Here is a 15,104-nt window from a genome sequence, read left to right as displayed (position 1 = left end):
TCGATAGAGGTTTATTTGTTATGCCCTTTTCTTCAGTTATCCAGATCTGAATGAATGGGGTGCTATTCCATGTCAATCCAACGCAGAGAATGTAGTGCTGCGCTTATTTATCCATACATCCATATGCTTAAATGTCCCATCTGTCATCACACAATGACAACGATTAGTCGGGACAATATTCAATGTAGTTCCAGACATACCTTTGATTTGGCACGACAAGGCTATATCAATTTCATGACACGTTTTTTCAAAGGCAGCTATGACAAACGTTTATTTACGGCCAAAAGGAATATTTTATCTCAAACTGCAATCTATACACCTCTGATCGATATCATTCGCTATTGTATTGAAGATTACTCCAGTGGCAGCAGTCAGCCCTTGCATATTCTAGATGCAGGTGCAGGAGAAGGATCTCTTTTGCAGCAGATTACACAGAATACTCCAGCTGTGGGCTGGGGGATCGACATCGCCAAAGAGGGTATTGCCATGGCTTCTTCTACCTACGACCAGCAAATCTGGTTTGTTGGTGATCTTGCTTATAGTCCCTTTGCAGAGGGGCAGCTAGACGTGATCCTGAATATCCTTTCCCCTTCGAATTATGAAGAGTTCGGGCGAGTGATGAAAAAGGATGGCTGGATCATCAAAGTGATTCCCCGTGACCGATATCTAATGGAAATGAGAGAGCTTTTGTTTCCGGACCAATCTCATCAACTAGACGGCAGAGAGTATGTATTGGACCGATTTACCAAGCATCATCATCTCATAGAGAGCATTCCGGTGACATACACTCTGCCCGTTACAGAAGTCAGGAAAAATTCACTCATTCATATGACACCACTCTCCTGGCATGGGACAGAATCAGCTATAGCCAGAGTTCAAGAATCCTTATCCCAGATTACGATTGATTTAGAAATACTGGTGGGAAAACGGAGATAAGTTATGTAGCCATTGAGATAACATCCTCTTGATCATTGAACAATCAAAAAAAGCCGGTGAAGTTCCTGTTGGAACTCTCCCGGCTTTTTCAATAAGTTCTGATACAAATTGGTCTAATATAAATGGAATTAATTATTCCAGTTTTCTTCAATAAATTCATCCCGTCCGGATATCGCACGGTCTTCTTTATAATGTTTCTCATTTTTCTTGTGGTAATCCTGATGGTAATCTTCTGCTGGATAGAACACAACTGCATCCCGAATCTCCGTCACAATCGGTTGATTGAATCGCCCGCTTGCTGCAAGCTCCTGCTTGGACTGTTCTGCGAGCTCACGCTGACGCTCATTATGGACAAAGATCGCTGTCCGGTACTGACTTCCACGATCCTGAAATTGCCCTCCGTCATCGGTTGGGTCCGTCTGGGGCCAATACAGCTCCAGCAGACGTTCATACGGAAATACCTCTGGATCAAATGTAATTTCAACGACCTCAACATGACCGGTTTCCCCGGTTTTGACCTGCTCATATGTTGGATTATCGACGTGACCGCCGGTATAGCCAGATACAATACCATGAATACCTGGTTGCTCTTCAAATGGTGTAACCATACACCAGAAGCATCCGCCGGCAAATGTAGCCTTTTCCATGCGCACTCATCCCTTTCTGTTGTACCTATATCTTAAAACAAAAAGAGGTTGATGGAAAGCCACCGCAGTGGACTTCCATCAACCTCTTCAGAAGCATCTGTTATATCAACAGTTATTCAAACTGCTTGTTGCCAACTCGCTGTAATTCAAGAGATCTTGAATTCGTTACCCGCGGCTGCGACCCATAGAACGGAAGATCAAGCTCACGATCGCTACAAGTACAATGGCACCTATTAATGCCGGTACGATATAGAATCCGCCCATTTCTGGACCCATGTCTCCCAGGATTACTCCACCTAACCATCCGCCGATAAAACCGGCAATGATGTTACCGATAACGCCGCCGGGAATGTCACGACCAACAATCAGACCTGCCAACCATCCAATGATACCACCGATAATTAATGACCATAACCAACCCATATCATTCACCTCTAATTAAAGTTTTTGTTGTTGTCTGTCTACTATTAACCGCTACAGAAGCATTTAAACAACTGGCATGAAAATTGTTGTATATTACCTTTTGTTCATATGCTCTTTTCTCTGTTTAGCATCATCTAACACGGCTTTTTGAACATATCGACTTACTGTCCGGCATTTTACACAGTTCAGGACTGTGTTATGTACCTCCCGAAAGTCATTGTATGTTGGTTCAGACAGCCTTAGTATAACCAATTGAGGTAAGAATATTTTTGGTCTATTTTAAAAAGTTAGCGTACAGATTAGCAGCCGTTCCGGTTACGAATCGTTCTTCCGATCGCTGTTATCCCCGGATTTTTTGCATTCCCTTTATAGAAGGGAAGATCCGTTGATAAAGGCAAGATCATGCTTACGAAGTAGCTTTCTTGCAGAAATCTTTTAGCTTCGCTTCTTCAGAAGATTTCGTAACCTCCACTACATCGTCCTCATCTGTACAAGAATTTTTAAGATCTCCAAAATATTTAGATATTAATAAAATCCTGCGCGGCCTTTACCTGGCTGGGTTAGCCAGTTATGCTTATGACTCTTGTCCAGCTCTCCTCGCATCGACTGAATGATCTGCACAATGTCCGTCCGGCCATTCTGGTGCCATTCCAGCGCTGCGCTGACATACAGCTCTCCAAGCTGGGCAAGAGAAAAGGTATCCGTCAATCGTGCAGCTTCCAGCGTACCTTCTTCCCCTGCAAAGACCGCAAAGCCACGTTGATTCAAATATTGCAGGCGCAGCCCTTCGTCCGGTAGTGGTATTTCATATGCCCGATCGAACCGTCCGGCACGGTTCATGAGCCCCGGGTCTATTTTCTCCGGGTAATTCGTGGTACCAATCAGAAAGATACCCTCTTTGGACGTTGCCCCATCCAGTGTATTCAGGAAAAAGGAACGAACTTCATCCGGCATGGAATCGATATCTTCAATAATTAATACCATGGGTGCCAAACGTTTGGCTGCTTCGAAGACTTCACGTACCGATTCACTGTTTGTGTATTCGGTAATTTGCCAGTATGCCGCAGGCCCCGGAATGCTACCTGCAATGGATTTGACGAGAGTCGTCTTGCCGTTTCCAGGATGACCATACAGCAGGATGCCGCGTTTGTACGGAATATCATAGTCTCTATAAAAAGAGCGATCCGCCTCGAAAAACTGGTCCAGCGAACGGAAAATATCCTGTTTAATTTGCGGAGAAAGCACGACCTCATCTCTCCCCACAGCGCGGGTAATGGATTCCACATGACGGTCACTGCCATTGCGGGCATCTGTGTACACCGTGACCTTTTTCATATTTTGCTGCCGTTCCCGTTCCCTTACACTGCCCAGAAATTGCTTCAATTCCTCTTCTCCTGTAGCAAAAACAAAATCCTCATTGTATATCCCATTCTCCCGGAAGAAAGGAATGCGGACGAGAGCTACGCCCCACTGGGGATAGGCAAATACATTGTTGCGAATCGAATCATGCACCCCATAAGTTGGTGCATCTCCATCATCCTCATAATGCAGAGTACGTAGCTCCAGATCTTCGAAAATCCGGGCAACCAATTCCACTTCCGTGCTGTTGCTTTGCAGATCTTCTTTTAGCAAATCCCAGTATTCACTGTTTGGATCATCGCTGGCATAGAGTTCATAACGAACGCCGTATCGATTGCCAAGCGCTTCAATGATGCCGCGAATCAAGCGAGCATATATGGCATAACCTTCGTTTCGGATTTGACTGTCTTGTTGCTCTTCATAGGAATAAATAACTGTATTATGATTCAATTGTTCTTTCTCTATCGTCATTACTTAGCTCCCTTCACAGCGGCAAGTGGTTTACATTTGGCTACAACTTGAGCCAGACCTGCGCCGGTAACACTATCTATAATTTCATCGACATTTTTATACGCTTGCGGTGATTCATCAATAATGGATTCAAGTGAACGCTGATTCACCACAATCTCATCTTCAGTTCCCACGCCCAGCGCCGAGGCAAAATCCTCCACGGTAACTAGGCGCTTCGTTGCTGTACGCGAACGTATGCGACCTGCCCCATGACAAATCGAATAATAGTTATTCTTCCCCTCGGGTTGACCTACCATGATATACGAAGCAGTCCCCATTGAACCGGGTATAAGCGCGGGATGACCTGTTGCCAGATATGGCTTCGGATTATCCGGATGACCGGCAGGTAATGCACGTGTAGCTCCTTTGCGGTGTACAAAAACGAAACCTTGATCCGAGTGCGATTCCTCCCATGCATAGTTGTGCATCAGATCATAGAGGGTACGGAACTCGCATTTTGGACCAAATACATCCCGAAAAGCTTCGCGAATAGCATAAGCAATCAGATGGCGATTCACAACGGCATAATTCAGCGCAGAATACATCATATTGACATAATGACGCCCTTCCGCATGTTCAAGCGGAGCAAAAACCAGTCTTGGATCGGATGTTCCCAAACCATTCCGCTGCATCACTTTCGCAATCGCCGACGAACTGGTTTGGCTTACATACCCGCCCCAGGCACGGGAGCCGGAATGAATCATAACAACAATTTGTCCATCGTACAGACCCCAGGCTTCCGCAATCTCCCGATTTTCCTCGGCAATCTCAATCGCTTGAATCTCGGCAAAATGATTGCCTCCACCCAAAGTTCCCAACTGGCGATGAGCCCGATGCCAGGTCATATCCGGTACCAGATTCAACACGTCCTCATTAAAGGCAAATTTGCTGCTCTCCACATGAGTAATCGATGTTGATTTTTTCGGTGTATAGCTGTCCGGGATATATTTTTTGGGTAAGCCATGCAGACCCTTGCGCACAATATGTTCCAAACGAATGTCCGAGTAATGACCGCGCTGATTTGCCTCCATCGGCAGCACTTTCTCAATGGCCTTCACGAGTTTACGGCGCAGCTTTACATCTTTGAGATCGTCCTTATGCAAATTGGTCATATGCACCCGCATGCCACAACCGATATCACTGCCTACAATGGATGGAGATACATAACCACTCTTGGCATCCCATACCGCCGTTGTGCCGATGCAGGTACCTACACCGACATGTACGTCAGGCGTATAGCTCATATAGGAAATACCCGGGATTTGAAGATTGTTGTTCGCCATCTCGAAAACCTTATAGTCCAATGACGAGAATAGTTGTTGTGCCGCATATACCGTTAAGTCCCCGGCTGGCAATTTGACTTCATGTCGGTAGCCACCTGTGAGTTCATTTTGACTTGTAAATAAATGAGGTTGTGTATTCATAAATGTTTATTATTCCTTCCTGTACGTTCCGTTAATTCGGTTCATTTCAAAAATTGAACCTGATGTTATTCCGAATTCATATCCATATCCATATTCAGTACAACAAAAAAAGAAGCCACGGACAGTTCGCCCGTGACTTCTTTATGACAATAACAGATAACAAAAGCAGCATGAACATGCCGCATCTGTTCTCCATTGCAATATACGCCGAGAGTAGCATATCGATTAATAACGTTCCCAGGATAAACGATATGCATCTTCCCCTATGTCGCCCGTATGAGGCCAAAGAGACGATGAACTGGATATACAATTGTGTCTGTGCTTCGTAGTGTCTTCGTGAATTTCAAATCATAACCAACCATCATCTCTCTCGGCCTCCTTTCATCAATAATATGTTTATATTAAGCGGACTCGTTTCAATGTGTCAACCCTTTTCTTGGAAAATCCCCTATTTTGCATATGCATTAGCTTTAACTTTGTGCGAATAATTCACATAAAAAAAAGCAGGGTCTGTAAGGAACAGACCTTGCTTACTCAAGCATATCATGAGATTAGATATCGATTATTGCTGGTACATGTTTTGACAGATTCGACTTTGACTCTTATCATTTCCCAGCTTGTTTTTCCAGTTCTTCCACAGGATTTTCATCTTCTTTTTCAGGAACTTTGGAAGAAAGGAACCAACCGCATACGGCAATCGTAATCAGGACAATGTAGAATCCAAATTTCCAAATTTTATTTTCCGGGAAATGTTCATCCAAAACCCCTAGTGAAGGGTGAGCAAGTGTTATAACAGCCAACTTAACCCCTACCCAACCAACGATAACGAAGGCTGCAACTTCAAGCCCTGGACGCGAATGAAGCAGCTTAACGAAGAAGGAAGCCGCAAATCTCATGATGACAAGACCAATAAATCCGCCGAGGAAGATAACGATAAACTGTCCACCGTCAAGTCCACCGATCGGAGGCAGACCACTTGGCGGCAAGGCAACAGCCAGCGCCACAGCTGCGAGAATGGAATCGACCGCGAACGCAATATCCGCCACTTCTACCTTGAATACAGTCATCCAGAAACCAGATTGTTTTTTTGGTTTTTTGGGAGTGGAGTCTGCCGCTTCATCTGTTTTGTTTCGGCTACCCATAACCTTCTTGATAATGTGGTTAATCGAGATGTACAAGAGGTACAGGGCACCAATCGCTTGAACCTGCCACACGTCCACCAGGAATGAGATCAGGAACAATGAACCCAATCGGAAAATGAACGCTCCCATTAAACCATAAAACAACGCCTTTTTGCGTTTATCATCAGGTAAATGCTTAACCATAATGGCAAGAACCAATGCATTATCCGCTGCAAGTAATCCCTCCAGGACTACTAATACGACGAGAACCCACCCATACTCCAATAATAATGACAAATCCAAAATTGACTCCTCCTTAGTATCCTTATGATGTACAAAAAAAAGGACCTTTACCATTGCTGGTAAGGTCCTTTTTATTCACAAAAAGAGACCTTTACCCAGTATGAAAACTTGGTAAAGGTCTCGCTAACAACAAAATTGCTGCCAATAAAGCCGGGGATATGATCCCGAACTGACGACTTTACTGTGAAAGCTACTCCCCTTTAACATCAGGAATATTTAGTTTTAAGTTGAAACAGGTTCAATAATCTGTTCTCATCATATTCATAACGATAAGCAAAGTCAAGCTTTATTTGACTGACTGCGGTCCAGCTTGCGAAACACCAGCAAATCATAGATGAAATTGCCCAGCGGGATAAACGAGACAAAAAATAAAGCAATTGGACGACGCAAACGCCATTTTTGCGTGGTATAAAGACTCACCATAAATAATAAATACATCAGAAATAAAAAGCCATAGATGTTGCCAAACCACGTGACTGCCTGAGGCATAATCCCCGATTCCCGCAATGGAAAAGCAACAAATAACAACAGCACATAAGAAAGCCCCTGCAACCACAATAGCAGTCGAAAGCGGCTGAGTGTTGAATGTAACATTTTTTTCCTCCTGCTTCTAAATACGCGCAACGAATTCATTGCATCCTGTTCAGTATATCACAAAAACGAAATTTCCCCTCACGCACAGTTCCACAGGAGCCAAATCCATCCAATGCACATAGGATATATGACCAAGATAGATTGTTGTGAATATGGACAAGGAGGAGCCTGTTGATGAAAATAGCCCTGATCGCACCGGAAAAATTGCCAGTCCCAGGTAACGGATCAGTCGAAATCTGCATCCTCGGCATTGCTCGCGAACTTGCTCTCCGTCACCAGGTGACGATCATAAGCCGTCAGATACCCGGTCTTGCCATCACAGAGCAAATAGATGGCATTACGATCCGTCGTGTGCCAGCAGCCAGTCCCAGCGAGTACACAAGGGCAGTAATCCGTTTTCTAAAAATTCAACCCTTCGATCTGATCCAGGTAGACAACAGACCACATAGTATGGCAGCAATTAAACGTGCCTTCCCTTCGTTGCCTGTGGTGCTCTATCTTCACTCATTAACCTTTGCACAACCAGGGCCCGCAAGATTAGCGCTGTTAAAAAAAGCGAACTGGATTGCCGTCAACAGTCAATCCCTCAGACAAAGGCTCGGTCGTCGATTCCCATCCTTGAAACGACGGATGGGTGTTGTGCCACTTGGTGTGGACCTAAGCCGTTTTTTGCCTGCAACTAAAGGAGAACAGCAGCTTCTTCGGAAGCAGTTCGGTATTTCAGGGCCATTCTCCATTCTGTATGTAGGCCGACTGATCCCCGGCAAAGGTGTGGATGTGCTAATTCGTGCCGTATCTCTTATTCAGCAGCAGGTATCGGTGCAACTGATCATTGCAGGTAAAGGACCTCCTGTTTACGTCCGCAAGCTGCGACAGCTTGCCCGAAAATTAAAGGTTGATGCTGCCTTCCGAGGTCAAATCCCCCATGAACGCATTGACCTTTTGTACAGGGCTGTAGACTGCCTGGTATGCCCTTCCCAACAGCATGAGGCCTTCGGGCTGGTTAATGTTGAAGCTATGGCTTCAGGACTACCCGTCATTGCTTCAGACAATGGAGGCATTCGTGAAATCATTGTATCGGGGAGTAGCGGCTACCTTGTGAGACAGTATCAGAACCCCCGAAGTTTCGCTGCTTGCCTGTATAAACTGGCAGTCAATCCTTCTCTCGCTCGTTCGCTTGGAGAAGCTGGTCGTGCCAGTGCAGTTGAAAAGTTCAGTTGGGCCCGAACAGCCATGCATCTTGAAGCAGCCTATACAAGACTCATCCGTGGATAAATCTTATCCCAACCTAGCTTTCGTCAGGCTTTTTCACGTGACTGCCAGTCTGCAATAAAGCGATCCATATACGGAACAGGAACATACATCATTTCAATTAACTCCACAATAATCATATCCTTCATGGCAAATCTCACCTTAGCACAGGTCTGTTGGCGGAAAGCATCATAAATTCCCGAGCCTGTCCAGCAGCCGTGAGGAGCGAGCAGCGGATTATTAACAATATATCCAACCGTCCCAATGGGGGGAACCACTACCTTAATGGCTCGGGGGTCCACCCGATTGTCAGGGTCTTTGACCAGAAACAGGATATCACCTACGTTTAAAGCTTCTACACCATGATAATGTTCCATTCCATACATGGCTGCAAATAATTTGGTACTCATCGAAAAAGCTCCTTTTACATTTTTTTAAATTTAGATGGGTTGAATTATTGATCTTCCTCATAATGCTTCATCCACTCTATGAGTTGTTTACGAATTTCTTTACGATATTCGCGGGGTTCAAGGACCTCCGCTTCGGGGCCAAATTGATATAACCATTTCAGGAATTCACGACTACTGTTCAGCGTTACTTCAAATAACAATCCGCCATCAGGCAAATCCGTCATTCGTGGGCGAACAAACATCTCTTCTTCTTTTATGTAGGGGGCCACTTTCTCAGTGAATCTTACTTTGAAATGGATAAGTTGATCCCCACGATCAATGGACCATGTGTTTTTCATGAATTGCGTTATGTTGAAATCACCCATAACAAAACGGGTATTGGTCTGTATAACGTCCAGAAAGCGACTGATCCGAAACAAACGGACTTTCTTCAGCAAGTGACAATAACCAATCAAGTAGAAACGCTGATCGCGCGGAATGAGGTAATAGGGGTCAATGTCCCGAACCGTTATTTCATTTTTCGTAAGCGTGTGATATTGAGTTCTAATCGTTTGTTGATCCAGAATGGCTTCAATCACTGGAATAAGCAAATTGGGATACTTCCCTTCTTCCCGGTATGCAGGTGTGCCCATACGAATAATACCTGCGATATTTTCTACAATGTCACTGTTTCTCGATTTCATTTTGGTATGGGCTGTCATTACCTTGTCAAAGGCTGAATCGAATTCAGCCGGGAGCTGCGAAGTATCCACCACGGATGGAAGCATGGAGAACACCATCGCTTCCTGTTCGGTAAAATCCAGAGGATACATGGCAAATTCACCAATGAATCGATACCCTTTGCCATAACCTTCATTCATGATAGGGGCAACCCTGTCCAAAATTCGGAGATCGCGATAAATCGTGCGCACAGTTGTACCGCATTTCAACGCCAATTCTTTGGCGGAAATTCCGGGATTCGCTTGTATAGCCTGAAGTATACGCAGAAGACGAATTAATTTCTCTGTCATGTAGTTTCTCCCCTTCGATATTTTATCGGCAAGGAAAACTAGTTCCTTTAGTCCGGTACTAAATCTTTAGTCCCAAACTTTTTTTCGCAATTTCACCTTATGTATATAGTTCAATCGCACTTATTCAGCTTATTAAATATACATTCTCTTACTTGCTTGCGTAAAATATTAACCTCAAGTCCTTATACCTACGCCTGATAGCCTATTAGGAATTCAAAAAAAAATAAAAAAGTCTTGCCTCTTTGACCAGAGACAAGACTTTTTCGCTTGTTTATTTGTGCAATTGCAATAATTTAGTCAGCACATTGACCATATGGTCGCACAGATCAGGGATATCTCCCATCTGATCTTCATTCACACTGCGGTCAAAATGTACTTCAGCGGTGACAGCGTAAGTTGCTGGCTGATCTTCAAATATATAATGAATATGCTGCAACTTTCGTTGTTCTGGCCAGCTCTGTTGTAATATGGTGCTAATCGCCGGACACTGAGTCTCAGGCTCCTTAATAACCATCCTGAAACGCAATCGCAAACGGCAACCTGATGGACTACCTGGCGTCTCCAGAATCTCAGCCGCGAGATCCTCAAGCGATGTACTCAGTACCACTTCACCTGTTACTTCAGGGCAAGCTCTCAGACAGAATTGCAGCACGAACTTTCTGGACATACGTGCCATCTCAAGCTGATCCTTCCGATCTGTTATGGAAATAAGTTCATCCAAATTATCGAGATCATACAGGTGATTTTCGAAGCCTACTTTCAAATTGTCATAAATCGTCGGATCAAACATGTTGCGAAACCTGCTTTCTTGTGCAAATTATGCCGATTACTTCGCTTTTCCATGGCAAATCATGCTGCCATTTCTGCCGAGTAGAATTGTTGCTGCTCCGAATCATAGTATACTGTAATGCTGTTTCACGCAAACAGATGCCCGCCATCATACCGAATAACGAGACTATACGGCAATCTACACCAGTCTGGACGGCATTCGATACAACGCCTCTTCCGAAACTCCACTTGGGTCCTTCCCAACATCAAAAAGCCCGGTCATTACGACCGGGCTTGGTTGAGGTACAGAATAATACATATTCTGCCTGCTTATTCTTCTTTAGCTGATTCTTCTGGTGCTGCCGGTGCTGCTTCATCAGCAGAAGCCGTAGGCTCTTCCTCAGCCGCTTGTGGCGGCATCACGGAAGCGATGATGGAATCACCTGACGTCACCAGAGTCAGACCTTTATCAAGCTTAACATCTGCAGCTGTCAAACGATCGCCAATTTCCAGTCCGCTGACATCCACCTCAATAGAGGTTGGCAGATCAGCCGGAAGTCCTTCGACCTCCAGTTGAGTTTCCTGTGTCTGGAACACACCGCCTGCCTTGGAGCCGGCTGCGGTACCTTGGAAGTCGATGGAAACACTAACGCTGATCGGCTTGTTCTTCGAAATTTGCAGGAAGTCCACGTGCAGCAGACGCCCGTTGCGCTCCTGCTGATCCTTGATCAGCACTGGAACCGTTTTGCCACCCTCAAGATTGAGGTTGAACATTTCGGAGCGACCTGTACGTGCTACTTTCAGCATTTCTTTTTCATCTACATGTATCGCGGCACCTTCTAATCCCGGACCATAAACGACAGCCGGAACACGTCCGCCTTGTCTTAACAGGCGCAATGCTGCACCTTTCTTTTCAGTTCTTGGTGTTGCCGTAAGTTGAGCCATTTTTCCGTTGGATTTCATGATTGAACATCCTCCTTCAAGGGATCCTTACTTCATATTTGTTAGGAAGCCATAAAGCTTCTCTCTTAGACCAGAATGGCCTTTTCAAGCGTGGCCGAATCTGGGGCCATATCTATATTTACCCCAATGAAAGACCATCTCAAACACTGACATGTACCTTTTTTTTATTTTTCGGGTGAAAATGGTTCTTTCTGATGAACAAAAAAGCAGCCGGAATCCCTTCCGACCGCTTGTTAAGCCTACATATTTTATGAAGTTATAACCTGGCCAGCTATGCGCTGTTACGATCATCCTCGTCATCACTTTCACGGATAACCTGCATCTGATCCGTCCCACTGTGAACGATAATGTGCACATCTCCGTCTTCAGGACCGATATCAACATAACGATCTCCGCAGGTATCTTTCGCTTCCCATTCATTCAGCCGAATGATGAAACCCAGGTGATGCAGTCCTGCAGCCACCCGAAAACGGGCTTCAGCTGCATTGCCCACTCGCTCAAAAGGGACAGCTCCATCCTCCATGCCTGTGCCCCATACCCAGACATCCCATCCCTCATAATGCTGATCTTCCCGTTCATATCGGAGAGTCACAATTCGCGAAATGGGTTTGTGGATTTTGATATTCAGCGATGCCTGAATCCCTCCAGCCTCCGCGATAATCTGGGTGGACCCTGGCGCTAGAGCACGTACGATTCCTGCTGTACTAACCGCTGCATGCTCCAGATGAGACGAGCTCCACCGTATATTCATACCTTGCAAAGGCTGGCCGAATTGATCCAGAACCAAGGCGCGGAATCGACTGACACGTGTCGTGTACATCACGGCTTCCCCGATAATCTCAATTCGTTCCGGATGGAGGTAATCAACCTGCAGCGTACACTCTGTGGTAATCGTGCCACATTGGACGCTGATCGTTGCTTCTCCGGTCTGCCCCGTATGAATTGTTCCATCGGATTGAATGGCAATAATATGTGGGTTCGAAGAGCTCCAGGTCACAGATGCATTCTCCACCACATTACCAAAACGGTCTCTGACCGATGCTCGCAAACTGGCAACCTCTCCGGCACTGTACACAAGACGCGGCGAATGAATCTCAATCACAGCCGGTTCAGCACCGCCAGCATACTCTGTGTCGTACAGTACCATCAATGACCATCGTTCTACCACTGCGGTTCCGCTCACCGTCTCAATGACATCTGTACCTGCCTGGTGATCATTCACAACAATATGCCAGTCACCCTCCGGCAGACCCACTTGCTGCTGCTGACTCGTTCCGTTGTAGATCACCACGATCTGATTCCAGGTATCCTGATTTGCTCCGTGATCCAGTGTAAATGCAACCACATTGCCTTCTGCACGCATCATGCGAAGATGATTCCGTACCTGCTCGGCGTTAATCATGCGAAAGGCCGGATGTGTGCGGCGCATATGAATCAGGCCGCGATAATAATCAAACACAGGTCTGAATCGAGCTTTGTTAGCCCAAGTGATCGTATTCACGGCGTCCCCGCTGCGATAACTATTGTGATCTCCTGCTTTGGATCTCAGCATCTCATCCCCTGCATGGAGAAATGGAATTCCCTGTGAGGTAAGCAAAATTCCTGTTGAGAGCAAGGAACGACGAACCATCTCATGATCAAGTACATCATCCGCATCGACATACCGATAAGGGTCCGCCGCTTTAACCGCTGACTCCGCACTGCCTCCTTCCACAGGCTGTCCGTCCCTCCATACCGCGTAACCGAGATCATGCCTGAGGTACATCGTTGTTGCGATTTTGTCCCACAGGTTGAGATTATCATGTGCCGTCACATAATTGACGGATTCCACAGGTGAAGATGTGAAATCATCCAGCGCTCCGGCTACACCCATGGCAATTTCGTACTCCCTACCGTCTGCTCCGGTAACAAAACCTTTCCCGATGCCATCACTATCCCCTTTGATGGCACTGCGGAAATGATCGTTGAATACGGCAAATCCCTGACCACGTTGTGTCCCTTTTAACGTTTTCCGCTCCAGAGGTGATTCTCCACCTGTCCACGGCTCCCCGTAGATCAGAAAAGCCGGATCAATCTGTTCTCTTAGCTCGCGAGTCACTTCGTTCATCGTGTCCGTATCAATCAGACCCATGAGGTCGAAGCGAAATCCGTCCACATGATATTCCTCTGCCCAGTACAGGAGAGAGTCCAAAATATATTTCCGCACCATCGGGCGTTCTGTAGCCAGTTCATTGCCCACACCCGAGCCATTGCTTAATGTGCCGTCTTCACGGTAACGATAATAGTAACCCGGTACAATCCGTTCAAAAGGTCCATCATCCACGCTATACGTATGGTTATACACCACATCAAGCACGACACGAATGCCTTGTCGGTGCAAGGAATGAACGAGAGCCTTGAACTCCCGGATTCGAACCGCAGGATCACGTGGATTGGTGGCATAGGAACCTTCCGGCACGTTATAGTGCTGCGGATCATATCCCCAATTGTATGGCAGTTTGGCATTTGAGCCAACGTCCGTTGTCACTGCCAATTCATCCACCGTCTGATAATCCGCTACAGGCAGAAGATGCACATGCGTGATGCCAAGTTCGACAAGATGATCTACTCCGATAGAATTGCCACCTCTGTCCGTCAACCCGGAAGCTGTAAATGCCAAATATTTGCCCTTATACGGAATATCGGCATGGGGGTCAGAGGAGAAGTCGCGCACATGTAATTCGTATAGAACTGCATCTGCCGGACGCAAAAATACGGGCTTCACATCCTCTTCCCAATCCACTGGATTGGTTGTATCCAGGTCAATAATGGCTGTTCGCTGTCCATTCACCGATACAGCACGAGCGTAAGGATCGGGTGCCACCGCAATATGCTGATCATCATGCGTAATGTGATACATATAATAATGTCCGGCCCAATCCCCTTCAAGCTGTATACTCCATATTCCATCCGGGTCACGGGTCATCGACCGTTTCTGTCCGTCATCATGTTCGGTTACTCTACCATTTGCATCGTAATGTCCCTCATTATCAAAAATGAGTAGGGAAACCTGCTGTGCTGTAGGTGCCCACAGCTTGAATGTGCTTGCTGTATGCGTATATGTTAAGCCAAGATCGTTGCCTTCATAACGAAAAGATGTCCATTCCGGCATCGTTCCCACCGCCTTTATATCCATTGATTTCGTGTTGTCCCGATGTTACGGAGCGAGACGTCATTTGTCAACCCGGGGTTGTCTGTACTCAACATATCGGTTGAGCAGAGGCTTTCAATTAGCATATTGAATGTGATGCAAATCTACACAGCAATCGCTTTCAAGATACAGCATATGTAAACAAGCGCCATAGATTGACAGCATTTGTACCTGTCCTGATGAAAAAAAGATGGA

General features: G+C 45.9%; 13 protein-coding genes. 2 read left to right on the top strand and 11 right to left on the bottom strand.

Annotated features, from left to right (window positions below; translation table 11 throughout):
- Nucleotides 1-69 precede the first annotated feature (69 nt).
- The gene (locus tag HW560_RS12890) at nt 70-936 is read left to right on the top strand and encodes a putative RNA methyltransferase (RefSeq protein ID WP_177185859.1); all 867 of its coding nucleotides are present in this window, start codon (nt 70-72) and stop codon (nt 934-936) included.
- Nucleotides 937-1,064: 128 nt separating this feature from the next.
- Here HW560_RS12890 and msrA read toward each other — a convergent pair whose 3' ends face one another.
- The 6 genes from msrA to HW560_RS12860 all read right to left on the bottom strand — a co-directional run bounded on the left by msrA (nt 1,065) and on the right by HW560_RS12860 (nt 7,317).
- The gene (gene msrA, locus HW560_RS12885; RefSeq protein WP_090903908.1) at nt 1,065-1,583 is read right to left on the bottom strand and encodes a peptide-methionine (S)-S-oxide reductase MsrA; all 519 of its coding nucleotides are present in this window, start codon (nt 1,581-1,583) and stop codon (nt 1,065-1,067) included.
- 165 nt (nt 1,584-1,748) lie between these two features.
- Nucleotides 1,749-2,006, bottom strand: a complete 258-nt coding sequence (locus tag HW560_RS12880; RefSeq protein ID WP_017686880.1) for a GlsB/YeaQ/YmgE family stress response membrane protein — start codon at nt 2,004-2,006, stop codon at nt 1,749-1,751.
- A gap of 525 nt (nt 2,007-2,531) precedes the next feature.
- Nucleotides 2,532-3,836 (bottom strand): AAA family ATPase, encoded by a 1,305-nt coding sequence (locus HW560_RS12875; protein ID WP_090903909.1) that lies wholly within the window; start codon nt 3,834-3,836, stop codon nt 2,532-2,534.
- On the bottom strand, nt 3,836-5,299 hold the full coding sequence (locus tag HW560_RS12870; protein WP_179263313.1) for an RtcB family protein: 1,464 nt from the start codon (nt 5,297-5,299) through the stop codon (nt 3,836-3,838). Before HW560_RS12870 ends, HW560_RS12875 begins: the two co-directional genes overlap by 1 nt.
- A 605-nt stretch (nt 5,300-5,904) precedes the next feature.
- A complete protein-coding gene (locus tag HW560_RS12865; RefSeq protein ID WP_090903911.1) occupies nt 5,905-6,723 on the bottom strand; it encodes a TerC family protein in 819 nt (272 codons plus the stop codon).
- Nucleotides 6,724-7,002: 279 nt separating this feature from the next.
- Entirely contained in the window at nt 7,003-7,317 is a 315-nt protein-coding gene (locus HW560_RS12860; RefSeq protein ID WP_064635903.1) for a DUF3817 domain-containing protein, read from the bottom strand.
- 174 nt (nt 7,318-7,491) lie between these two features.
- Between HW560_RS12860 and HW560_RS12855 the strand changes: the two genes are divergently transcribed.
- A complete protein-coding gene (locus HW560_RS12855) occupies nt 7,492-8,592 on the top strand; it encodes a glycosyltransferase family 4 protein (RefSeq protein ID WP_179263310.1) in 1,101 nt (366 codons plus the stop codon).
- A gap of 23 nt (nt 8,593-8,615) precedes the next feature.
- On the opposite strand, the gene HW560_RS12850 is transcribed toward HW560_RS12855, so the two are convergent.
- The 5 genes from HW560_RS12850 to pulA all read right to left on the bottom strand — a co-directional run bounded on the left by HW560_RS12850 (nt 8,616) and on the right by pulA (nt 14,870).
- Nucleotides 8,616-8,978: an HIRAN domain-containing protein gene (locus HW560_RS12850; RefSeq protein ID WP_090903914.1), complete on the bottom strand. Its 363-nt coding sequence runs from the start codon at nt 8,976-8,978 to the stop codon at nt 8,616-8,618.
- Nucleotides 8,979-9,022: 44 nt separating this feature from the next.
- Nucleotides 9,023-9,988, bottom strand: a complete 966-nt coding sequence (locus tag HW560_RS12845; protein ID WP_090903915.1) for a helix-turn-helix transcriptional regulator — start codon at nt 9,986-9,988, stop codon at nt 9,023-9,025.
- A 271-nt stretch (nt 9,989-10,259) separates the two neighbouring features.
- Nucleotides 10,260-10,778, bottom strand: a complete 519-nt coding sequence (locus HW560_RS12840; protein WP_179263308.1) for a hypothetical protein — start codon at nt 10,776-10,778, stop codon at nt 10,260-10,262.
- 308 nt (nt 10,779-11,086) lie between these two features.
- The gene (locus tag HW560_RS12835) at nt 11,087-11,719 is read right to left on the bottom strand and encodes a 50S ribosomal protein L25 (RefSeq protein WP_179263306.1); all 633 of its coding nucleotides are present in this window, start codon (nt 11,717-11,719) and stop codon (nt 11,087-11,089) included.
- A 271-nt stretch (nt 11,720-11,990) separates the two neighbouring features.
- On the bottom strand, nt 11,991-14,870 hold the full coding sequence (gene pulA, locus HW560_RS12830) for a type I pullulanase (RefSeq protein WP_179263304.1): 2,880 nt from the start codon (nt 14,868-14,870) through the stop codon (nt 11,991-11,993).
- Nucleotides 14,871-15,104 lie beyond the last annotated feature (234 nt).

It is taken from the genome of Paenibacillus sp. E222 (genome assembly GCF_013401555.1).
In the GTDB taxonomy this organism is placed as follows: Bacteria; Bacillota; Bacilli; order Paenibacillales; family Paenibacillaceae; genus Paenibacillus.
This window is presented reverse-complemented; position numbering and strand designations above follow the sequence as displayed.

Excerpts from the sequence above, each read along its gene's own strand:
- HW560_RS12890 (WP_177185859.1), top strand. The coding sequence starts at position 70 with ATGTCAATCCAACGCAGAGAATGTAGTGCTGCGCTTATTTATCCATAC.
- msrA (WP_090903908.1), bottom strand. The coding sequence starts at position 1,583 with ATGGAAAAGGCTACATTTGCCGGCGGATGCTTCTGGTGTATGGTTACA.
- HW560_RS12880 (WP_017686880.1), bottom strand. The coding sequence starts at position 2,006 with ATGGGTTGGTTATGGTCATTAATTATCGGTGGTATCATTGGATGGTTG.
- HW560_RS12875 (WP_090903909.1), bottom strand. The coding sequence starts at position 3,836 with ATGACGATAGAGAAAGAACAATTGAATCATAATACAGTTATTTATTCC.
- HW560_RS12870 (WP_179263313.1), bottom strand. The coding sequence starts at position 5,299 with ATGAATACACAACCTCATTTATTTACAAGTCAAAATGAACTCACAGGT.
- HW560_RS12860 (WP_064635903.1), bottom strand. The coding sequence starts at position 7,317 with ATGTTACATTCAACACTCAGCCGCTTTCGACTGCTATTGTGGTTGCAG.
- HW560_RS12855 (WP_179263310.1), top strand. The coding sequence starts at position 7,492 with ATGAAAATAGCCCTGATCGCACCGGAAAAATTGCCAGTCCCAGGTAAC.
- HW560_RS12850 (WP_090903914.1), bottom strand. The coding sequence starts at position 8,978 with ATGAGTACCAAATTATTTGCAGCCATGTATGGAATGGAACATTATCAT.
- HW560_RS12845 (WP_090903915.1), bottom strand. The coding sequence starts at position 9,988 with ATGACAGAGAAATTAATTCGTCTTCTGCGTATACTTCAGGCTATACAA.
- HW560_RS12840 (WP_179263308.1), bottom strand. The coding sequence starts at position 10,778 with ATGTTTGATCCGACGATTTATGACAATTTGAAAGTAGGCTTCGAAAAT.
- HW560_RS12835 (WP_179263306.1), bottom strand. The coding sequence starts at position 11,719 with ATGAAATCCAACGGAAAAATGGCTCAACTTACGGCAACACCAAGAACT.
- pulA (WP_179263304.1), bottom strand. The coding sequence starts at position 14,870 with ATGCCGGAATGGACATCTTTTCGTTATGAAGGCAACGATCTTGGCTTA.